General features: G+C 41.9%; 23 protein-coding genes. 16 read left to right on the top strand and 7 right to left on the bottom strand.

The window, feature by feature from the left end; genetic code table 11:
- Nucleotides 1–227 precede the first annotated feature (227 nt).
- Genes rsgA through AAFF35_RS00605 form a run of 3 tightly spaced genes read left to right on the top strand, consistent with a single transcriptional unit; the run spans nt 228 to nt 1,935 of the window.
- Entirely contained in the window at nt 228–1,148 is a 921-nt protein-coding gene (rsgA, locus tag AAFF35_RS00615; RefSeq protein WP_342330409.1) for a ribosome small subunit-dependent GTPase A, read from the top strand.
- Nucleotides 1,149–1,154: 6 nt separating this feature from the next.
- The gene (dtd, locus tag AAFF35_RS00610; RefSeq protein WP_342330408.1) at nt 1,155–1,607 is read left to right on the top strand and encodes a D-aminoacyl-tRNA deacylase; all 453 of its coding nucleotides are present in this window, start codon (nt 1,155–1,157) and stop codon (nt 1,605–1,607) included.
- Between the two features lies 1 nt (nt 1,608).
- Nucleotides 1,609–1,935 (top strand): nucleotide pyrophosphohydrolase, encoded by a 327-nt coding sequence (locus AAFF35_RS00605; protein ID WP_342330407.1) that lies wholly within the window; start codon nt 1,609–1,611, stop codon nt 1,933–1,935.
- A gap of 4 nt (nt 1,936–1,939) precedes the next feature.
- Here AAFF35_RS00605 and AAFF35_RS00600 read toward each other — a convergent pair whose 3' ends face one another.
- Nucleotides 1,940–2,407, bottom strand: a complete 468-nt coding sequence (locus AAFF35_RS00600) for an Lrp/AsnC family transcriptional regulator (RefSeq protein ID WP_074608504.1) — start codon at nt 2,405–2,407, stop codon at nt 1,940–1,942.
- 158 nt (nt 2,408–2,565) lie between these two features.
- Here AAFF35_RS00600 and AAFF35_RS00595 point away from each other — a divergent pair, with 158 nt between their 5' ends.
- Nucleotides 2,566–3,756, top strand: a complete 1,191-nt coding sequence (locus tag AAFF35_RS00595; RefSeq protein ID WP_342330406.1) for a histidine decarboxylase — start codon at nt 2,566–2,568, stop codon at nt 3,754–3,756.
- A 70-nt stretch (nt 3,757–3,826) separates the two neighbouring features.
- Here the strand turns inward: AAFF35_RS00595 and AAFF35_RS00590 are convergent, their stop codons facing one another.
- The 4 genes from AAFF35_RS00590 to rsmA all read right to left on the bottom strand — a co-directional run bounded on the left by AAFF35_RS00590 (nt 3,827) and on the right by rsmA (nt 6,614).
- The gene (locus AAFF35_RS00590; protein WP_342330405.1) at nt 3,827–4,234 is read right to left on the bottom strand and encodes an HIT family protein; all 408 of its coding nucleotides are present in this window, start codon (nt 4,232–4,234) and stop codon (nt 3,827–3,829) included.
- 19 nt (nt 4,235–4,253) lie between these two features.
- On the bottom strand, nt 4,254–4,727 hold the full coding sequence (gene greA, locus AAFF35_RS00585; RefSeq protein ID WP_124585378.1) for a transcription elongation factor GreA: 474 nt from the start codon (nt 4,725–4,727) through the stop codon (nt 4,254–4,256).
- A 157-nt stretch (nt 4,728–4,884) separates the two neighbouring features.
- A complete protein-coding gene (locus AAFF35_RS00580; RefSeq protein ID WP_342330404.1) occupies nt 4,885–5,814 on the bottom strand; it encodes a 2-hydroxyacid dehydrogenase in 930 nt (309 codons plus the stop codon).
- A gap of 17 nt (nt 5,815–5,831) precedes the next feature.
- Nucleotides 5,832–6,614 carry a 16S rRNA (adenine(1518)-N(6)/adenine(1519)-N(6))-dimethyltransferase RsmA gene (gene rsmA, locus AAFF35_RS00575; protein WP_342330403.1) on the bottom strand — a complete coding sequence of 261 codons (783 nt, stop codon included), beginning with the start codon at nt 6,612–6,614 and terminating at the stop codon, nt 5,832–5,834.
- A gap of 302 nt (nt 6,615–6,916) precedes the next feature.
- Here rsmA and pdxA point away from each other — a divergent pair, with 302 nt between their 5' ends.
- The 10 genes from pdxA to AAFF35_RS00525 all read left to right on the top strand — a co-directional run bounded on the left by pdxA (nt 6,917) and on the right by AAFF35_RS00525 (nt 15,895).
- Entirely contained in the window at nt 6,917–7,996 is a 1,080-nt protein-coding gene (pdxA, locus tag AAFF35_RS00570) for a 4-hydroxythreonine-4-phosphate dehydrogenase PdxA (RefSeq protein WP_342330402.1), read from the top strand.
- Between the two features lie 64 nt (nt 7,997–8,060).
- On the top strand, nt 8,061–8,594 hold the full coding sequence (locus AAFF35_RS00565) for a DUF177 domain-containing protein (protein ID WP_342330401.1): 534 nt from the start codon (nt 8,061–8,063) through the stop codon (nt 8,592–8,594).
- A gap of 18 nt (nt 8,595–8,612) precedes the next feature.
- Nucleotides 8,613–8,804: a 50S ribosomal protein L32 gene (gene rpmF / locus AAFF35_RS00560; RefSeq protein WP_073238280.1), complete on the top strand. Its 192-nt coding sequence runs from the start codon at nt 8,613–8,615 to the stop codon at nt 8,802–8,804.
- Nucleotides 8,805–8,905: 101 nt separating this feature from the next.
- Nucleotides 8,906–9,844 (top strand): phosphate acyltransferase PlsX, encoded by a 939-nt coding sequence (plsX, locus tag AAFF35_RS00555; RefSeq protein ID WP_342330400.1) that lies wholly within the window; start codon nt 8,906–8,908, stop codon nt 9,842–9,844.
- 12 nt (nt 9,845–9,856) lie between these two features.
- Entirely contained in the window at nt 9,857–10,846 is a 990-nt protein-coding gene (locus tag AAFF35_RS00550; RefSeq protein WP_342330399.1) for a beta-ketoacyl-ACP synthase III, read from the top strand.
- 73 nt (nt 10,847–10,919) lie between these two features.
- A complete protein-coding gene (gene accB / locus AAFF35_RS00545; protein WP_073238289.1) occupies nt 10,920–11,396 on the top strand; it encodes an acetyl-CoA carboxylase biotin carboxyl carrier protein in 477 nt (158 codons plus the stop codon).
- A gap of 64 nt (nt 11,397–11,460) precedes the next feature.
- Nucleotides 11,461–12,801, top strand: a complete 1,341-nt coding sequence (gene accC, locus AAFF35_RS00540) for an acetyl-CoA carboxylase biotin carboxylase subunit (protein ID WP_342330398.1) — start codon at nt 11,461–11,463, stop codon at nt 12,799–12,801.
- An 80-nt stretch (nt 12,802–12,881) separates the two neighbouring features.
- The gene (gene tatC, locus AAFF35_RS00535; protein ID WP_342330397.1) at nt 12,882–13,772 is read left to right on the top strand and encodes a twin-arginine translocase subunit TatC; all 891 of its coding nucleotides are present in this window, start codon (nt 12,882–12,884) and stop codon (nt 13,770–13,772) included.
- A gap of 45 nt (nt 13,773–13,817) precedes the next feature.
- Complete coding sequence (rpiB, locus tag AAFF35_RS00530; protein WP_342330396.1) at nt 13,818–14,258, top strand: ribose 5-phosphate isomerase B; 441 nt, start codon at nt 13,818–13,820, stop codon at nt 14,256–14,258.
- 47 nt (nt 14,259–14,305) lie between these two features.
- Entirely contained in the window at nt 14,306–15,895 is a 1,590-nt protein-coding gene (locus tag AAFF35_RS00525) for a M28 family peptidase (RefSeq protein WP_342330395.1), read from the top strand.
- A gap of 121 nt (nt 15,896–16,016) precedes the next feature.
- Here the strand turns inward: AAFF35_RS00525 and AAFF35_RS00520 are convergent, their stop codons facing one another.
- A complete protein-coding gene (locus AAFF35_RS00520) occupies nt 16,017–16,562 on the bottom strand; it encodes a DUF2807 domain-containing protein (protein WP_342330394.1) in 546 nt (181 codons plus the stop codon).
- Nucleotides 16,563–16,844: 282 nt separating this feature from the next.
- On the opposite strand from AAFF35_RS00520, the gene AAFF35_RS00515 reads away from it, so the two are divergent.
- Together AAFF35_RS00515 and AAFF35_RS00510 are read left to right on the top strand one after the other, a co-directional pair.
- Nucleotides 16,845–18,236 (top strand): LutB/LldF family L-lactate oxidation iron-sulfur protein, encoded by a 1,392-nt coding sequence (locus tag AAFF35_RS00515; protein WP_342330393.1) that lies wholly within the window; start codon nt 16,845–16,847, stop codon nt 18,234–18,236.
- 2 nt (nt 18,237–18,238) lie between these two features.
- Nucleotides 18,239–20,215: a dehydrogenase E1 component subunit alpha/beta gene (locus tag AAFF35_RS00510; RefSeq protein WP_342330392.1), complete on the top strand. Its 1,977-nt coding sequence runs from the start codon at nt 18,239–18,241 to the stop codon at nt 20,213–20,215.
- Between the two features lie 63 nt (nt 20,216–20,278).
- On the opposite strand, the gene AAFF35_RS00505 is transcribed toward AAFF35_RS00510, so the two are convergent.
- Nucleotides 20,279–21,655: a M57 family metalloprotease gene (locus AAFF35_RS00505; RefSeq protein WP_342330391.1), complete on the bottom strand. Its 1,377-nt coding sequence runs from the start codon at nt 21,653–21,655 to the stop codon at nt 20,279–20,281.
- Nucleotides 21,656–21,755: the final 100 nt, after the last annotated feature.

Genomic DNA, 21,755 nt, shown 5'->3' with positions numbered 1-21,755 from the left:
TATATTTTTCTAATTAGCAAATGATTAATAAAATATTTATCTGATTTTTCAAAAGTTTGCGTTTGAAGCAGATTAAAGCAAGCTCTCAAATTGGCAGGCAGTTAAGTCACTCATTTTCAGTGATGATTTTAAGATACCAAACAGCAACCTGTTTTCATTCTTCAAAGACGCAATTTTTATTAAGCAAAGATTCAAGCCCCTGAAATTTCTTACCTTTACCCCATCATATGCAAGGATTAGTCATAAAATCAACAGGGAGCTGGTATCAGGTACACGCAGAAAATGGTGTCGATTACGACTGCCGTATTAAAGGGAAGTTCCGGATTCAGGGCATTCAAACGACAAACCCCATTGCTGTTGGCGATCAGGTAGAATTTGAACTTGAACCCAACTCAGACAATGGTGTTATTTATAAATTACACGACCGGAAAAACTACATCATCCGTAAATCTATTAACCTGTCTAAACAAGCGCAGATCATCGCGGCCAATATGGATCAGGCTTTTTTAGTCGTTACCCTCGCTTCACCACGAACTTCCTTAGGTTTTATCGATCGCTTCCTCGCTACAGCGGAAGCTTATGATATTCCGGCAGTTCTGATTTTCAATAAGCTCGACTTATTTAATGAAGACGGATTGGCCATCCTGGAAGATTACAAAAGTATTTATGAAAACATTGGCTATCCCTGCTATACCGTATCGGCATTGGAAGGCACCAATATCCCTCAGATCGAAAGCCTGTTAAAAGATAAAACGACCTTATTCTCCGGACACTCAGGAGTAGGAAAATCAAGCCTGATCAATGTCCTGCTTCCGGGCAGAAGCATCAAAACCGGCGAAATCTCCGAAGCAAGTGATAAAGGACAACATACCACTACTTTTGCAGAGATGCACACGCTTCCTTTTGGAGGATACCTGATCGATACACCCGGCATCAGAGAATTGGGCATCTTTGACATCAGACCTGAAGAACTGGGTCATTATTTCAGAGAAATGAGGGCTTTACTCAATCAATGCAGGTTTAACAATTGCAGGCATGTCAATGAGCCTGGATGCGCGGTCATCAGGGCTGTAGAAAACGGAGAAATCGAAATCAGCAGGTATGAAAGCTACCTCAGCATTTACAATGGAAACGAAACCCGTGCTTAAATTCCCATGAGAGCAATTATACAAAGAGTTACTGAAGCAAGTTGTGTGGCCGAAGGAGCAACAACCGGCAGCATCAAGACCGGTTTCCTGGTATTGTTAGGCATTGAAGATGCCGATACTGCAGAAGACCTGGATTGGCTGAGCCACAAGATCGTCAATATGAGAATCTTTGGAGATGAAAATGACCTGATGAATAAATCACTGGCCGATGTGAACGGAAATATTCTGCTGATCAGTCAGTTTACTTTATTTGCCGCGACAAAAAAAGGCAACAGACCTGGCTTTACCAGAGCTGCCCGACCAGACAAGGCCATTCCACTTTACGAAGAAATGATCAAAAAACTATCCGGCCTTCTCCAAAAGGAAGTGCAAACCGGAATCTTCGGCGCAGATATGAAGATCAGCCTGGTAAATGACGGCCCGGTAACCATCATGATAGACACCAAAAATAAAGAATAGTATGACGATAGCAGAAGCACAGGAAACCGTAGACCAATGGATAAAAAATACAGGCATCCGTTATTTCAATGAGCTCACCAATACGGCGATCCTTATGGAAGAAGTAGGCGAAGTGGCCAGGATCATGTCCAGAAAATATGGGGAACAGTCTTTCAAGAAAAGCGATGAAGCCGTAGACCTGGCTGATGAAATGGCTGATGTCTTGTTTGTACTCATCTGCCTGGCAAATCAGACCGGAATCGACCTGACCGAAGCCATGGAAAAAAACCTGATCAAGAAAACCATCAGGGATACAGACCGACACAAGAATAACGAAAAATTAAAATAAACTGCTATTTTTCGATCACATAAGCGGTACTGTGCTTGATCTCCGTCATCACAAATAAGCTGTTCACGTTGGCAATATTCTCAATCGCGGCCAGCTTATTGGTCAGGAAATCCTGGTACCTGTTCATGTCATTGACCACCACTTTTAACAGGTAATCATAGGTTCCGGCAACGTGATAGCATTCCATCACCTCATCGAGCTTACTCATTGCCGCTTCAAATTTCTTTAACAAGGGAAGAGAGTGTACCTGCAAAGTAACATTGCAAAATGCAGCCAGCGTCTTGCCTATCTTTTCTCTATCCAGCAAGGTCACATAATTCTTGATCACCCCGGATTTCTCAATCTTTTTCAACCGTTCATAAGTAGGCGTAACAGTTAAACCCACCTTATGGGCAATCTCCTTCGTATTCAACCTTGCATTGTGTTGTAAAGCATTTAAAATGCGTTGATCCATCTTATCGAACTGTTCCATCTAGTTTAGTTTTTCTGATTTTTAAAATAATCAACCTCATTTTAGATCAATAAGACTAATTAAATAACAAATTAAGTGTTTATTTTCTGTTATAATCAAATTAAAAGATCAATTAACTGGTTATATATAAATTTGAAGTCTAAACAATCTGAATAACCATGGAATTTAATCTTTCAACTGAAGATAATAAAAGACTCACGGAGCTATATGGAAAGGTGCAATCGAAAACCCGTTTATTCCTTGGCTATCCCGTATCTAAAGATTTCGATTATAGCCCGCTGCTTCCCTTCCTGCAATATCCAATCAATAACCTTGGCGATCCTTTTACCGAATCTACTTATGCGGTAGACACCAGAGAAATGGAAAGAGACGTGGTTCGTTTCTTTGCGGAACTCTTCCGTGCACAACAAGACAACTGGTGGGGATATGTAACAAATGGAGGCTCAGAAGGAAACATGTATGGCCTCTACCTCGCCAGAGAACTTTATCCAAAGGCCATGGTCTATTATTCCGACTCCACACATTACAGCGTTCAGAAGAACCTTTTGCTATTGAACATGCCCAATATCGCCATCCGCTCCCAGACCAACGGAGAGATGGATTATGAAGACCTGCACAACAGTCTCCTCATGAACCGTCATCTGCCGGTAGTGATCTTCGCCAACATAGGAACAACCATGACAGAAGCAAGGGATGATGTGAAAAGAATTAAAGGAATCCTGAAAAATCTGGCCATCAAAAATCATTACATCCATGCAGATGGTGCTTTATCAGGAAGTTACAGCGCTTTTATTGAACCCCGCCCGGCATTCGACTTTGCCGATGGCGTAGACAGCATCGCCATCAGTGGACATAAGTTTCTGGGTTCGCCTATGCCTTGTGGCCTGGTGATCGTTAAAAAAACAAACCGCGACAGGATCGCGCGTTCCATAGATTATATCGGTAGTGTAGATACCACCATCACTGGTTCCAGAAATGGACACAGCCCGCTGTTCCTTTGGTATACCTTGAAGAAATTAGGGATGAAAGGCTTAAAAGAAAGAGCCATGCACAGTCTCGCCATTGCTGCTTATGCAGAAGAACAGCTGAAAAGCCTGGGGATTGAAGCCTGGAGAAATCAGAATGCCATCACCGTTGTTTTTCCTGCTCCTTCAAAATGGGTTTGTCAGAAGTGGCAACTCGCTTCAGAAAGCGGTTTATCCCACATTATCTGTATGCCAAATGTGGATAAAGACCAAATTGATGAACTGATCTGCGACATCATTTCCGATCCGCAACAGATCAATTACTGTTTCCAGAAGGGAGCCTCGGAAATGACAAAAGACATGTCCTTCTCCAATACATTTTAAAAATACAAAAGGCGGGTATTCCATGGTGGATACCCGCCTTTTGTACGGTATAAATTAATATGTTTACTTTTTAAGAAGTGCTTTCACTGAGTGCTGCCTTGATCTTGATCGCGGCTTCTGCCAGTTCTTCAGCCGAAGGTTTCAGCTTTTCCTTACTAAAGTTCATATCATTCACAGCATTCATAGGAATAAGGTGAATATGCACATGGGGTACTTCCAGGCCAATCACGGCGACACCTACTTTCTTACAGGGAAAAGCTTCCTTCAAGCCTGTAGCTACAATTTTAGCAAACAAGGTTAGTCCGAAATAGCTTTCTTCATCCATGTCAAAAATGTAATCAATTTCCTTTTTAGGAATCACCAGGACATGGCCCATAGTGAGGGGATTTACATCTAAGAAAGCCAGGAATTCTGTGGTTTCCGCTACAACATGTGCAGGGATTTCACCATCTACTATTTTTGAAAATATGCTTGCCATTGGATAAAAGGTTAAAAGATTATCGGGTGATCTCTAATATTTCGAATTCAATCTTTCCTGCAGGAACCTGGATCTCTGTTTTATCACCTACAGATTTACCCAATAAACCCTGGGCAATCGGAGATTTTACGGAGATTTTGCCGGTTTTAAGGTCGGCCTCACTCTCTGCTACCAACTGATAAGACATCGTAGCTCCGTTTTTAACGTTTTTGATCTTTACTATAGATAATGCCAATACCTTCGAGGTATCAAGCTTAGATTCATCAATTAATCTGGCTGTAGAAAGTGTTGTTGCCAATTTTGCTATTTTAGCTTCATGCAAACCCTGCGCCTCCTTTGCTGCATCATATTCCGCGTTCTCAGAAAGATCACCTTTATCTCTGGCTTCGGCAATTGCCTTAGAGATCTGTTGTCTTCCGGTAGTCTTCATATGATGTAATTCTTCCTTTAGTCTGTCTAAACCATCTTGGGTATAATAGGTAACCTCTGTCATAGCTCAATTTATTTTATGTATTACTATAAAAACAAACAAGACTACATCGGTTATTAAACCTACATAGTCTTGCTTCAATAAAAACGAAGATAATGGGGTACAACCACAAAAACAAATTATTTAATTTGAATTTCGGGAGTTTAAGTAAAATGTATGTTTAAATGACAGAAGAAAGCTTCTCGGCTAAAACTTCTGATATTTTACGGTAAGATTCGAAGGTCCAGCCACCAACATGTGGAGTTAAAATGACTTTTCCGGCATTTTTAAGGTCAGAAAACCAGCGTTGATCTGCCAATGCAGGAAATTTCTCCACCTCCAGAACATCCAGTCCTGCGGCCAGAATTTTACCTGTTTTAATCGCAGTCAGGACTGCTTCGGTATTCACAATCTCTCCCCTTGCGGTATTGATAAAAAAGAAAGGCTTACGGAAATGAAACAGGTACTCTTCATTGATCATCTGACGGGTTTCTCCTGTCAACGGAATATGTAAACTCAACACATCACTTTGCCTTACGATCTCTTCCATGCTCACTTCTTTCGCGTAAGCATCTGTAAAGCCTGTCTTATACTTATCATAAGCAATTACGTTCACTTCAAAGCCGGAAAGTTTTTTCGCAAAGCGCTGCCCCATAAAACCATAACCGATAATACCAACAGTCTTTCCTTTCAACTCATAGCCCCGGTTTCCCTCTCTGTCCCAGATGCCATTACGCACTTCCTGGTCCGCATTTCGGAAGTTATTCATTAAGGACAGCAGCAAACCGATAGCATGTTCACCTACCGCATCCATATTGCCTTCAGGCGCATTTAGCAAAGCGATGTTACGACTTAATGCATAAGCTTCGTCAATATTATCCAAACCCGCTCCGGCTCTGGCGATAAATTTAAGTGAAGGCGCAGCTGCCATCAATTCCTGATCAATTCTGAATTTTGTTCTCACAGCAATCCCCTGATAATCAGAAATTGCAGCTAAAGTTTGAGCTCTTGTAAAAAGAGGCTCATCGTCCACTTCATATCCTAAAGCTATCGCCCGCTCCTTAAAAACAGGATGCAGTTCATCAACAATTAAAATTTTCCCTTTGCTCATTGCAATTAAAATGACTGTTATAGTGAAAGATGGGCTAAGTGTTGTGTCAGTTCGATAAACTGTTCCACACTTAGCTGTTCCGCGCGTTTATCAAAGAAAATATGATCGTCCATTTTATCTTTTGGAACGACACCGGAAAGCGCATTTCTCAAAGTCTTCCTCCTTTGATTGAATCCGGCTTTCACCGTTCTCCAAAATAGCTTTTCATCGCATGGCAAACTTTCTACCTGATTACGACTTAACCTGATCACACCAGAGTTGACCTTTGGCGGTGGGTTAAAGGTGCCCGGTTTCACGGTAAATAAATATTCTATATCGTAGTATGCCTGAATCAGCACACTCAAAATTCCATAATCTTTGGTTCCGGACTTGGAGGCACAACGCTCTGCAACTTCCTTCTGAAACATACCAACCATCTCGACCACCTGCCCCCTGTTTTCCAAAATCTTGAAAAGAATCTGGGAAGAGATATTATAAGGGAAGTTCCCGATGATCGCATATTTTTCTTTAAATATCGAAGAGAGGTCTAAAGCCAGAAAATCACCATTGATCAGGCGGCTTCCCAACTGAGGGTATTTTTCCTGAAGAAAATGGTAAGATTCCACATCGATGTCGATCAGAAAAGTCTCCAGATCTTCCCGTTCCAATAAAATATCGGAAAGAATTCCCATCCCGGGGCCAACCTCAAGCACCTGCCTGTACTGATCGGTATGCACCAGGCCGTTTACGATTTTTGCCGCAATCTTTTTATCGGTTAAAAAATGTTGTCCTAAATGCTTCTTTGCCCTAACCAAACTCATAATATACTCCTCCTAAAAGCTGCAAAATAAGCAAAGTTTTGCGAGTATTGGACTAACATTCGGTCAAAAGCCTCTTAAAGGCTTTAAAATGGGAATTTCATTTTTCATGACAAAGGCGGTAAATTCTTTCACATGGGATCCTGCGCCTCAGGGAGAAATCAGAATTTAGCGTTTTTCAGCATTCACCAATAGAAAAATAATAGGGTCAATAGCCAGTCTGTCGCGACAGACTGGCCTTCTACAGGAAAAATCCGGTCATTTTAAAATGAATTCTGTAATTTGCGCTAAATTTTTCATGAAGCATGAGCAATAAAATAAAAATTGGAATAAGCATAGGTGATGTTAATGGTATTGGTTTAGAGGTCATCCTTAAAACTTTAGCTGAAAGCAAGATTCTTGATTACTGCACACCCATTGTTTACGGACATACCAAGGTTGCTTCATACCACCGCAAGGCTTTAGGCCTGAGCGACTTCAACTTCAATGTAATTACAGAAGCGCAACTTGCCAATCCTAAAAAAGCAAATATCATCAACTGCTGGGAGGAAGATGTAAAGATCGACCTTGGTGTTGCTAACGAAATTGGCGGGAAATACGCCTTAATTTCTTTGGAGAAAGCAACAGAAGACTTAATAAAAGGCAATATTGATGCATTGGTCACTGCGCCAATCAACAAACATAACATCCAGTCGGAAACCTTTAAATTCCCGGGACATACAGAATACCTGATGGAACGTAGCGGAAGTAATGACGTACTGATGTTCCTTTTAAGCGAAGACATCAGGGTAGGTGTGGTTACCGGCCACATTCCGATCACGGATGTTTCCAAAAGCATCACCACAGAGGCCATCGTGAAGAAACTGGTACTGATGAACGAAAGCTTAAAAAAGGATTTCTGGGTGGAAAAACCGAAAATCGCTGTCCTTGGATTGAATCCACATGCGGGCGACAACGGACTATTAGGCAAAGAAGAGGCTGAAATAATTATACCGGCGATTCAGCAAGCCTTCGATAAAGGGGTAATTTGCTTTGGTCCTTACCCTGCCGACGGATTTTTTGGAAAAGGTGGATACAAACAATTTGATGCGGTTCTAGCGATGTACCATGACCAGGGTTTAATCCCTTTCAAGACCATCGCTTTTGGTACCGGAGTAAACTACTCCGCAGGCCTCAAAATCGTCCGTACCTCACCAGATCATGGCACAGGATACGACATTGCGGGAAAGAACGTCGCAGATCCGACTTCGTTTATAGAAGCCTTATTTGCAGCAACTCACATCGTGAGGAACAGAAGAGAACAGGAAGAATTATTGAAAAACCAGCTCAGAAGTGGCGGAAAAATTATAGAAACTGCAGCAGATACAAAAGATGATGCAAATTAGAATGAAAAAACATTTTAATTCTATAAAATAATTCCTACATTTGCGGGCTAAAATTTTGTTACAATTGAAACCACTAAAACAATTTTCAATCCCCTTTACCGGCTTAAAAATTGGCAAGCATCAGTTTGACTTTGACGTTGATAACAGCTTTTTTGACGCCTTTGAATACTCTTTAGTAAAAAAGGGAACTTTAAAAGTTGACATTGAACTGGATAAACAGGAAACAATGTTAATTTTGCAGTTCCACATCAAAGGAACAATCGTATTGGATTGTGATAAATGTTTATCAGAATTTAATGCACCAATAGAAGTACAGGAAAGGCAGATCGTAAAGTTTGCTGAAGATGAACTGGAAAGTGATGATTTAGAAATCATTGTCCTGAGTAAAAAAGAAAGTGAGCTCGATGTAGCTCTTCCGATTTACGAACTCATCAATGTTTCAGTACCTTATATTAAAATCTGTGAGCAGGACGGCGATGGCCAGAAATGCGACCAGGAAATGATCGAGAGACTGGAACGTTTATCGGCCGGAACACCCGAAGAAGAAGAAAACAACGATGATGACCCGCGTTGGGCAGCATTAAAAAAATTAAAATAATAATTAAACAAATCAGCAATGGCACATCCAAAACGCAAGATTTCTAAAAGTAGAAGAGATAAAAGAAGAACTCACTATAAAGCAGTAGCTCCTTCTTTGGCTACTTGTCAAACCACTGGTGCAATTCACGTACCTCACCATGCATATAACGTTGATGGTAACCTATACTACAACGGTAAATTGGTTATTGAAAACACTTCAATAGGTTAATTTTCTTGAAAAATAGTTTGTGTTTTAAGTCGGTTTAAGTTTACCTTTAGCGACTGGAAACAAAGGCAATTGTGCCTTCTAACACAAACTGATTTTTTACTATGAAAATAGGTCTCGATATAATGGGCGGAGACTATGCTCCTAAAGCAAACGTTTTAGGAGCAATAGCTGCCCATCAATTGTTATCTCCCGGAGAGCACATAGTGCTGATCGGAGATACGCAGCAGATTAAGCCCCTTCTCACTGAAAACGGATTCAATCCGGATCACTTTGAATATGTTCATACCGAAGAAGTGATTGGTATGGGCGAACATCCCACTAAGGCTATTGTTCAAAAGCCTAACTCCAGTATTGCGGTCGGCTTTTCCTTACTTAAAGAAGGTAAACTCGATTCCTTTGCCAGCGCCGGTAACTCTGGTGCAATGCTTGTTGGTGCCGTATTTAGCGTAAAAACTATTCCCGGAATCATCAGGCCATGTCTCACAACCTTTCTTCCTAAACTTAGCGGTGGCGTAGGCCTCATGCTTGATGTTGGCGCAAATGCCGATTGCAAGCCTGATACCTTGCTTCAGTTTGGTATATTGGGAAGTTTGTACGCGGAATATGTGATGCAAATTGTCAATCCTAAAGTGGCCCTGATGAATATTGGTGAAGAAGACGAGAAAGGCGACATGCTGAGCCTCGCGACCTTCCCTTTAATGAAGGATACCCATCTCTTCAACTTCGTGGGAAATGTGGAAGGAAGGGACTTATTCAACGATAAAGCCGACGTCATTGTATGCGATGGATTTACAGGAAATGTAATGCTGAAACTGGCAGAATCATTTTACGTACTGACCCTGAAAAGAGGATTAAAAGACGAGTTCTTTGACCGCTTTAATTATGAGAACTATGGCGGAAGCCCGGTTCTGGGTGTCAATGCTCCTGTGATCATAGGTCATGGCATTTCAAGTCCGACGGCCGTCAAAAACATGATCCTGCAATCCAGAGACATGATTACTACTGGCTTGGTAGGCAAAATTCAAGCTGCATTTAAATAAGGAACATTGAAAATGAATAAAATTCACGCTGCGATTACGGCTGTTAATGGTTACGTACCAGATTACGTACTGACTAATAAAGAGCTTGAATCCATTGTAGACACTACGGATGAATGGATTACTTCCAGAACCGGTATCAAAGAGCGGAGAATATTAAAGGGTGAAGGATTAGGTACTTCACACATGGCTGTTGAAGCCGTGAACGGATTACTTAAAAAACGTGGAATTTCTGCCGAAGAGATCGAATTGATCATCTTCTGTACCACGACACCCGATATGCCTTTTCCTGCATCAGCAAACATCTTAGCTGATAAGATTGGCGCCAAAAATGCCTGGGGATACGACCTGCAGGCAGCATGCTCGGGGTTCATCTTCGGACTTTCTACCGCAGCACAGTTCATCGAATCGGGTAAACACAAAAAAGTATTGGTTGTTGGTGGCGATAAAATGTCGTCTATCATCAATTACAACGACCGCACCACCTGCATCATTTTTGGTGATGGATGCGGCGCTGTTCTTTTAGAGCCTAATGAAGAAGGAATGGGCATCCAGGATTCCATCCTGAAAAGCGATGGAGCCGGCCGACAATTCCTGCATCAGAAAGCAGGAGGCTCTGCCAGACCTGCAAGCCATGAAACCGTAGACAATAATGAGCACGTGGTGCATCAGGAAGGTCAGGCGGTATTCAAATTTGCGGTGACCAATATGGCGGATGTTGCTGCGGAGATCATGGAAAGAAATCACCTGACTTCAGATGACGTCACCTGGTTGGTTCCTCATCAGGCCAATAAAAGGATCATTGATGCTACTGCATCGAGAATGGGCCTTGGCACAGAAAAAGTAATGATCAACATTCAACGTTACGGAAATACGACTAATGGTACGATCCCCCTTTGCTTATGGGAATGGGAAAGCCAATTAAAAAAAGGCGATAACATTATCCTGGCAGCATTTGGAGGCGGTTTTACCTGGGGCTCCGTCTACTTAAAATGGGCTTATTAAATTTTATTAAAATAATTAATCTTAACTTAGGTAATTGTTAAGACATACTGTTTTCTCTAAATAACACCAAAAAATGGATATCAAACAAATTCAGGAACTTATTAAATTTGTTTCTCGTTCGGGCGTAAATGAAGTCGCTATTGAGCAGGAAGACTTCAAAATTACTATCAAAACCAATCAGGCACCAACAGTTGTTCATGCAACCGTTCCAGCTCAGATTGCTCCGGCAGTAGTACCGGCTGCGGCAGCACCACAACCGGTAGCACCAACAGAAACAAAAGCAAGCGTTGCTGCTGAAGACGATTCTAAATACATCACTATAAAATCACCAATGATCGGAACATTCTACCGTTCATCAAGCCCTGATAAACCTTCTTTCGCCAATGTAGGTGATGAAATCGCGGTAGGTAAAGTGATCTGTATCATTGAAGCCATGAAATTGTTCAATGAAATCGAAAGTGAAGTTTCCGGAAGAATCGTTAAGGTTCTTGTAGAAAATGCTTCTCCAGTAGAATATGACCAACCGTTATTTTTAGTTGAACCTATGTAATCCGTCTTGTTGAACCTTAACCTCCAAGGCTAAAGGTCAACAGCTCATTACTTAATAGACATATATGTTTAAAAAGATACTAATTGCCAACAGGGGCGAGATTGCATTACGCATCATCCGCACCTGTAAAGAAATGGGCATCAAAACCGTTGCGGTTTACTCTACAGCAGACAGAGAGAGTTTACACGTACGCTTTGCCGATGAAGCCGTTTGTATAGGACCTCCGCCAAGTAAGGATTCTTACCTGAGCATCCCAAATATCATTTCGGCTGCAGAATTAACCAATGCAGATGCCATCCACCCAGGTTACGGTTTCCTATCTGAAAACGCTAAGTTTTCTTCCGTTTGCCGTGATTATGGAATTAAATTTATCGGTGCTACTCCGGAGCAAATCAACTCTATGGGTGATAAAGCTTCCGCAAAAGAAACGATGAAAAAAGCAGGTGTTCCAACCATTCCTGGTTCGGAAGGCTTACTCGACAACTTCAAAGACGGTATCAAAATCGCCAATGAGATGGGCTACCCTATCATTCTGAAAGCTACTGCTGGTGGTGGTGGCCGTGGAATGCGCGTAGTCTGGAAAGATGAAGACTTTGAAAATGCATGGGATAGCGCCAGACAAGAATCAGGTGCAGCCTTTGGAAATGATGGTCTTTACTTAGAAAAATATATCGAAGATCCACGCCACATTGAAATCCAGATCATCGGAGATCAATATGGTAAAGCCTGTCACTTGTCAGAAAGAGATTGCTCTATCCAACGCCGCCATCAAAAGCTGGTAGAAGAGGCACCTTCTCCTTTCATGACACCAGAGCTTAGAGAAAGAATGGGTGAAGCGGCCATCAAAGGTGCCATTGCGGTACAATATGAAGGCGCGGGAACCATTGAATTCCTGGTGGATAAACACCGCAACTTCTATTTCATGGAAATGAATACCCGTATCCAGGTTGAACACCCGGTTACAGAAGAAGTGATCAATTACGACCTGATCAAGGAACAAATCAAAGTAGCTTCAGGAGTTCCAATCTCCGGAAAAAACTACTTACCGGATATGCATGCCATCGAATGCAGGATCAATGCTGAAGATCCTTTTAACAACTTCAGACCTTGTCCTGGAAAAATTACCAACTTCCACTCTCCGGGTGGTCATGGGGTAAGGGTAGATACACATGTATATGCAGGATATCAAATCCCTTCAAACTACGATTCAATGATTGCTAAACTGATCTGTGTTGCACAAACACGAGAAGAGGCCATCAGTACAATGGAACGTGCTTTAAGCGAATTTGTAATTGAAGGTGTAAAAACTACGATACCTTTCCACTTAAAACTGATGAAAGATCCTAACTTTAGGGCTGGTAATTTTACCACGAAGTTTATGGAAACCTTCGAATTTTCAGAATAGAAAAACTATTTAGTAGATTTAAAACGTAAATACCATTCTGAATACAATAGAATGGTATTTTTGTTTTACAAATAACGTACATGAGTGATACTAAGAAAAGGGACCTTATTGGTGCTATAAAAGAAAAAGGAAAAACTTTAGAGGCAGAGATGTCTTTCTTTGACCACATTGATGTCCTCAGAAAACATCTGTTACGCGCCTTAGCCGTGGTCCTTGTGCTAACAGCAGGAGCGTTCTATTACACTGACTTTATCTTTAATACCATTATTATGGGGCCCAAGAACCCCAACTTCTGGACCTACAGAATGATGTGTAAACTGGTAGAAAAGTTTCCTTCCATAGGTTCCGACTTCTGTATCACCAAAATTGACGCAAAGATCATCAACACAGAAATGGCCGGGCAATTTACCCTCCAGTTGAACTCCTGTGTGATGGTAGGGATCATCTTAGGTATCCCCTATCTGTTGTTCGAACTCTGGCTATTTGTTAAACCGGCCCTTCATGAAAATGAAAGAAAGTCTGCCAGCGGCTTTGTCGCCTTCGCATCGTTTCTATTCTTTCTGGGAATCCTTTTCGGATATTACATGATCTGCCCGCTGTCTATCAACTTCCTGACCAACTTCACGGTGAGTCCGGAGATTCAGAATACCTTTACCATAGATTCTTACCTTTCTTCTGTGATGACTTTAACGCTGGGCTCTGGTGTGATCTTCCAGCTTCCGGTAATCATCTACATCTTATCAAAGTTAGGCGTCATGACACCGGCATTTATGCGTGCCAGCAGAAGGTATTCCACAGTACTGATCCTGATCGTTGCAGCTATCGTAACACCGACTGCCGATCCTTATACCATGCTGATTGTTGCCCTTCCTTTATTCTTGCTTTATGAATTGAGTATTTACATCTCAGCAAATATTGAACGCAAGAAAAACAAAGAACTTTATGGCGTAGCCAAAATAAAAAAAGACTAACAAGAAGGTTACGCAGGTTTATTATTATTCTATATATTTTTGAAGATGTCAACAGAAACAAAAACCAAAATTGCAATTGGTGCAGACCATGCAGGTTTCGAATACAAGGAGTTATTAAAATCCTTTCTAACTGATTATGAGGTCAAAGACTTTGGAACACATTCTACTCAGTCTGTCGATTATCCTGATTTTGCCCACCCTGTGGCATCAGCAGTAGAAAGCAAGGAATATGCCTTTGGAATCCTGGTTTGTGGAAGTGCAAATGGTGTGGCAATTACTGCAAACAAACATCAGCATATTCGTGCAGCCATTTGCTGGCTGAATGAAATAGCTGTCCTGTCAAGAATGCATAACAATGCTAATATTTTATGTATCCCTGCAAGATTTGTTTCTGAAGACCTGGCAAAGGAAATGACCACAACTTTCTTAAATACCCCTTTCGAAGGTGGAAGGCATGAAGGTAGAGTTGACAAAATTTCCTGCTAATTTCCAGACGTACCAACTAAACCAACCGCTAACCAAATTATTAACTCATGAAAAAACATTTCTTGTACGCCAGTTTAGTGCTTACAATGGCCTGTTCTGCTTCCGCACAAAATAAGGATGCGGTCAGGTTCAGTAAAACCATCACTAAAGACAACGCCTACAAACACCTGTCTGTACTTGCTTCCGATGCCTACGAAGGCCGGGAAACGGGCACGAAGGGCGGATGGATGGCTGCTGATTACATTAAAAATTACTTCAAAAGCCTGGGCCTGAAAGGACCGGTAAATGGAGATTATTTTCAGCCGATCGATATGGTCAACACTTCGCTTTCCCAGATCGTAACGATCAACGGACAGCCGGCAGAAGCCATAAAAGATTTTTATATCGTCCCACAAACTGTTTCAGAAGAAGGTTATGCGTTTAATGCCAACAGCATTTTATTTGTTGGTTATGGACTGACGAAAGAAGGTTACAATGACTTTGAAGGCATAGACGTTACCGGAAAAGTGGTGATGCTTTTCAAATCCGGAGATCCAAGCGGTGTTGCTTCCTCAAATTCAAGGAACGCGGCCACTGCAAAAATCAAATATTTAACAGAAAAAAAAGCAGCAGCGGTATTGGTCATCGACCCTACCATTGATGTCATGCCTGAAAATCTGAAAGCCTACCTTCTTTCTTCACAATTGGTGATGAAATCTAAAGAAGAAATGGAAAAAAGGAAAGCTCCGGCAGGACTTCCAACAATCATGATCGGGACCGCAGTGGCCAATCAGATTCTTGCTGCTGCAAAAACAAATATCGCTGACCTGAAAAAGAAAATTGCAGACAACGGCAAACCGGCATCACAGGAGATTACCATTCCGGTATCCGTAAATGCGAAGAAACAGGAGACCAAAGTAAGAGCAGAAAATGTATTGGGATTCCTGGAAGGTTCAGACCCTAAACTTAAACATGAAGTTTTAGTCGTAACTGGCCATTATGACCATATCGGAATCACGCCGGAAGCGAAAGGACCGGATAAAATCAATAATGGAGCGGATGATGATGGCTCGGGAACAACAGGTGTACTCCTGATGGCAGAAGCATTTTCCAAAGCGAAAAAAGCAGGTAAAGGACCTAAAAGAAGCATCCTCTTTATGACCGTTACCGGTGAAGAAAAAGGACTGTTAGGGTCAGAATGGTATTCCGAAAATCCGGTATTCCCATTGGAGAACACCATCACCAACCTGAATATCGACATGATCGGCAGAGGCGATAAAGACCATGCGTCGGACAATAACTTTGTTTACATCATCGGTTCAGACATGCTGAGCTCGGAGCTGGACAAAATCGGAAAAAAAGCAAATAAGGATTACGTAAATATCAATCTGGATGAACGATATAATAACAGAACAGATCCAAACCGCTTCTACTACCGCTCTGACCATTATAACTTTGCCAAACACGGAATTCCTGTAATTTTCTACTTCAACGGTGTTCATGAAGATTACCATCAACCCGGAGATGAAGTCAGCAAAATAGATTTCCCTATGCTGGCCAAAAGAGCAAGATTGGTTTACTATACGGCATGGGAGCTGGCCAACCGTGCCACCCGCCCTAAAGTAGACAAGAACGACGACGGAACACCAAAGAATTAAAAATACTTAACCTCAGAAAAACCTGCCTTGTGCAGGTTTTTTCATATACAAAAAAACCGCAGATCGGATCAGCGGTTTCTTGCAAAGGGATTTCCCTTTCTTGTCTCTAAGTTACTGGCTTTTATAGTTTGGCAATTACGAAATCATTCAGGTTTAATTTAGAAACATCATTTCTAACCAGATTGTGTTCTGCTGATGAACCGCTTAATTTCAAGTCTGACTGGTCTTTCATATCGGTATAAAGGCTACCTACTTTTGCATTTACATTTGCTTTAGCGCCATCTTTTAAAAAGATCTGAAGAACGGCAAGGTCAAACTTACCACTGGTTTTTACCTCAGCTGTGTTGGCAGCATCAATCCTTTGCAAATCTTTCACAGAGATATAGATCGTTGCAGGGCTTTGCTCAGTTGAGTTGATGTACAAAGTATATCCTTTTTGCTGAACAGTAGTGTTGGCAGTCAGCTCCTCATTCGTAGTGATGCTTTCTGATTTTGCCTGTACCAATACCACTTTGGCATTTCCGGTTACGACTACTTTATTGAATTTTACAGTTGCTGCTGTTGCTGTTACAGGGTTGGTGTCTTTAGCGAAAGTACTGAAGGCTGAAGAAGTTAAAACGATAGCAGTTAACGAAGAAGCGATTAGGGTTTTGATGGCAGTTTTCATGGCTTTTATATTTTAAGTATTTAATTATTTAATGGTTGTTTTGTAGATAAGACATCATCTCACAGGAAACGTTTCAGCGTTTTTTGGCGCATTAGACCATGCCGCAGTAACAGTCGACCAACTGCCATTACTATTCGACCAACAGACACCAATATTTTTTGTCGAAAGCCCGAAAAATGAGCTTTCAATTTCCGAATGCATTTCAGAGGTAATAAAAAACATTAGATTGGGAAATAAATCAGGCAGATCATTACTGAAGCCTAATTATTTTTATATTTGAAGATGATGAAGATATCTGATGAATTTTTGGTTAAGGCCGATGAAAAGGCCTTTGATTTAGGGCATCGCAAGACAATTAATCATAATATTGGCAAATATAATGTTGCCGTAGAAAGGGGAACCTCGAGGTTTGAGAATTTAGAAAACTCAAAGAAGAAGGCTCATGTGATTAAATGGCGTGTGATGGAGAACCTGGATAAGTTTCTTCCTGAATTTGAATCCAATTTTCAACGTAGAGGAGGAAAAGTGATCTGGGCAAATGATGCAGAGGAGGCCCAAAAAGAAATCCTGAACATCATCCAGCGAAATGGCGGAAAGACGGTGATCAAATCAAAATCCATGACCACCGAGGAAATACACCTGAATAGTTTCCTGGAAAAGAACAATATTGAATCTCTGGAAAGCGACCTGGGCGAATACATTGTACAACTCCTTGGTCAGGCACCCTACCATATTGTCACTCCGGCCATGCACCTGAATAAGGAAGAAATTGCAAAGCTGTTCAATGAAAAATTCGGAACACCCATTGATGCAACACCGGAACAGCTGACACAAAAAGCCAGAGAGCTGCTTAGAGATAAATACCTGAAAGCAGATATCGGCATCTCCGGAGGGAACTTCTTAATCGCAGACACCGGAAGTATTGCATTGACAGAGAATGAAGGAAATGCCAGGTTATGTACCACTTTTCCAAAAATCCATATTGCCATAGTAGGAATTGAGAAAATCATCCCCTCCATGGCTGATCTGGACCTCTTCTGGCCTTTGCTTGCCAGTCACGGGACCGGACAAAACCTAACGGTTTACAATACGATTTTAAGTGGTCCCCGACGTCCGGAAGAAACCGACGGACCGGAAGAGATGTATGTCATCTTACTGGATAACGGAAGAACCAACCTGCTCGCCGAGAAAGATCAGCGTCAGGGCTTATATTGTATCCGGTGTGGTGCCTGCCTGAATGCCTGCCCGGTCTATAAAAATATTGGCGGACATACCTATAACACCACTTACAGCGGACCTATAGGTTCCATCATTACCCCACATTTAAAGGGAATGAAAGATTTTAAACACCTGAGCTATGCTTCCAGCTTATGTGGTAAATGTTCGGAAGTATGTCCTGTAAAAATAGACATTCATAAAATGCTGCTGCTCAATAGAAGAGATGCTGCAGCAGATCATGAAAACAGTAAATCCGAAGAAATTGGCTGGAAACTGTTCAATACAGGAATGCAAAAAAGATCAAGAATGGATATGGTGAGCGGAAAGATCAAAAACTTCTTTTTGAAGTTCCTTTTCAGGAAGACCTGGGGCAAGTACCGCAATATGCCGGAAGTTGCACCGAAGTCTTTTGCCAAACTCTATCAGGAGAAAAATAAAGCAGACAAAAACATATAATTATGCAGTTTGACAGAAAAGATAAGAATGATGCTACCTTATTAGATTTATATACGCAGTTGCTTTACCCAAGAATGGTAGAGGAAAAAATGCTTATCTTATTACGTCAGGGCAGGATTGGCAAATGGTTTTCCGGAATCGGACAGGAAGCCATTGCCGTAGGAAGTACTTTAGCGATGAAGGAAACCGAATACATCCTTCCAATGCATAGAAACCTGGGCGTATTTACCGCCCGGGATATTCCTTTAAAAAAGCTGATGGCCCAATGGCAAGGTAAGATTTCCGGCTTTACCAAAGGCCGGGACCGCTCCTTTCATTTCGGCACACAGGAATATAAAATTATCGGAATGATTTCCCATCTGGGTCCTCAGATGGCACTTGCCGATGGTATCGCCCTGGCAGACCTGATTGCCGGTAAAAAACAGACCACCCTGGTATTTACCGGAGAAGGTGCCACCAGTGAGGGCGACTTTCATGAAGCGATCAATGTGGCTGCAGTATGGAACCTACCTGTGATCTTTCTAATTGAAAACAACGGATACGGACTCTCCACTCCCATCAATGAGCAGTTTAAATGTAAAGACCTCGTGGACAGGGCCGCAGGATATGGAATCGAAGGCATCCAGATAGACGGAAATAACATCCTGGAAGTTTACGATACCCTCTCCGACATTGCCGAAAAGATGAGAGCAAACCCCAAACCTGTACTCATAGAGTGTCTTACCTTCAGAATGAGGGGCCATGAGGAGGCTTCAGGAACAAAATATGTACCTCAGGAACGCTTTGACCTCTGGGCAAAAAAAGATCCGGTAAAATGCTTTGAAGAATACCTGTTGGAACAAAAAGTATTGACTCCGGAAAGCATGGCAGAGATTAAAGCAGATTTTAAAACCGGAATTGAGCAGGAAGTAGAAGCGGCTTTCCTGGAAGAAGAGCCGGTAGCAGATATCGCAACCGAAATGGCAGACATGTATGCAGCGCATACCTACCAGCCTATTGAACCGAATGAAGCGTCCACAGAAATCAGGTATATTGACGCCATCACAGACGCATTGAAGATTGGCATGCAAAAGCACGACAACCTGGTTTTGATGGGACAGGATATTGCCGAATATGGCGGGGCTTTTAAGATCACGGATGGCTTTGTAAACCTTTTTGGTAAGGCGAGAGTCCGCAATACCCCAATCTGCGAATCCGCGATTGTAGGCGCCGGATTAGGCCTTTCCATCAACGGCTATAAGGCAGTAGTGGAGATGCAGTTTGCTGATTTTGTCACCTGTGGATTCAACCAAATTGTCAACAACCTTGCAAAAACCCATTACCGGTGGGGAGAAAAAGCCGATGTAGTGGTCAGAATGCCTACCGGAGCAGGAACAGGCGCGGGCCCTTTCCATTCCCAAAGCAATGAAGCCTGGTTTACAAAAACTCCTGGCTTAAAAATCGTGTACCCGGCTTTCCCTTTCGATGCAAAAGGCTTACTCCTTGCTGCTATTGACGACCCGAATCCGGTATTATTTTTTGAACATAAATATTTATACCGCAGTTTAAGCGGACAAGTTCCTGCAGGGGAATATACACTGGAAATTGGGAAGGCCAACCTGATTAAAGAAGGCAATCAACTGAGCATCATTACTTATGGATTGGGTGTACACTGGGCATTATCCTATATGGATGAACATCCGGAACTAAGTATCAACCTGCTGGATTTACGCAGCTTACAACCCTGGGATAGAGAGGCAGTGGCGACAGCAGTCAGGAAAACAGGAAGGGTATTGATCTTACACGAAGATACCCTGAGCAACGGCTTTGGAGCTGAACTGGCCGCATGGATTGCCGAACATTGTTTTGAGCATCTGGATGCCCCTGTAATGCGCTGTGCGAGCACGGATACTGCCATTCCTATGAGTAAAGTCCTGGAAGAAAGCTTTCTTGCCAAAAGCAGGTTAAAAGAAAGCATTCAGAAATTAGTCGCATATTGATTTTAAACCACAGGCCACCTCAGCTTTCCTGAAATGGCCTGTGATCTATTTTGAAATTCTAAATTAATCCATTGGCTTTAAAGGGATATAATAGTCAAGATCATCTGAAGTACCAACAGACATTGTTCCATCTTTATACCATGCATAACACCAACCTGAACTCGCCGCAATCCCAACATCTGCAATATCTGTATAAGTTTTTCCAGGAGGTAAGCTATAGTTATACAATCCCCTGTAAGCACCTAAATCAGTAGAATTACCCACAGAAGCCGTTCCGTCTGTATACCAGGCATAACACCAGCTCGTATTTTTAGCAATTGCAATTCCAACAACGTCAGCAGGTGTTTTTCCCGCAGGTAGGACATAAGGTTTTGGTGCGATGAAATTCCCTAAATTATTCGCACTACCCACAGACATTGTTCCATCTTTATACCATACATAACTATAGCCCGTATTTGCAATCCCCATATCTACAACATCAGCATAGCTTTTCCCCGCCGGTAGGACATAATCAGAAGTTGGTCCGTAAATGAGTGTAGAATTACCCTTAGTCACTTTCCCGGAAAGTCCCCAGAAATAGACGCCATCGTCCAGACCGATATCAATTCCTGCCATGGTGGAAAGTGTACCTGAAGACCCATTACCGGCTGCCACCGGGTATAAAACAGCAGTGGCCAGCTTATCCTTATCCGACAGGAAGCTCGCACCTGAACCACATTGACCTCCGTTCATAAGCGATCCCGGGTCCGTACCTCCGGCCCCCGGAACGTCAATGGCACCTGCAGGAGTTCCAATATCATCAGTTCCATTCTGAGGCTCCCCGTTTCCAGCCCAGTTCGTATGCCTAAATCCTATCGCATGACCCAATTCATGTGCTATTGTCCGCTGCCGCTGATCGAAACTATTACCAGATATATAGCCTTTATTAATCCTGATCAATCCCCCTGCGACACCATCTTTTGGAAACCTGGCAACGCCGCAATATCCTACGCCAAGATTTGCATCCTGCACAAGGATATCATAGGGTCCACTGGTAACTACATTGAAATGAATGTTGGTATTGGGAACTGTATTCCATTGATTAACCGCAGAATTAACTTCATTAAGCATACTTGTCATTGATGGATCAACATATACCCTGATATTGGTACGGTTTGCCGGACTAACTAAATAACCGGTAAAGTACTGTTCTGTCTTCGGATCACCTGGTGTCGGTATAGACATGTTTTTAGGAAATGATAAATCTCCCTCTACAATATATTCGTCTCCAATATCTTTAATTGAGGATGCAGGAAAACCCATATTCTTAATATAAGCTAAAACCGATTCGGCTTTGTTGTTAGCCACTTCCTGAACTTTCTCTTCTCCCTTTTTACAGGAATAAGATAGCATACAAACCATACCGGCAATAATGCTGATTTTTAAGTATTCTTTTTTCATAAAGTATATATATTTAATGTTTATATCTAAAATACAAATAATAATGACAAATAAAATTTACTTAAATAAACAATTATCAATAAAACACATAAATAGCGTA

The organism is Pedobacter sp. FW305-3-2-15-E-R2A2 (assembly GCF_038446955.1).
GTDB lineage: Bacteria > Bacteroidota > Bacteroidia > Sphingobacteriales > Sphingobacteriaceae > Pedobacter.
The sequence above is the reverse complement of the archived record's forward strand: the minus strand, read 5'-3'. Positions and strand labels throughout refer to the sequence as shown.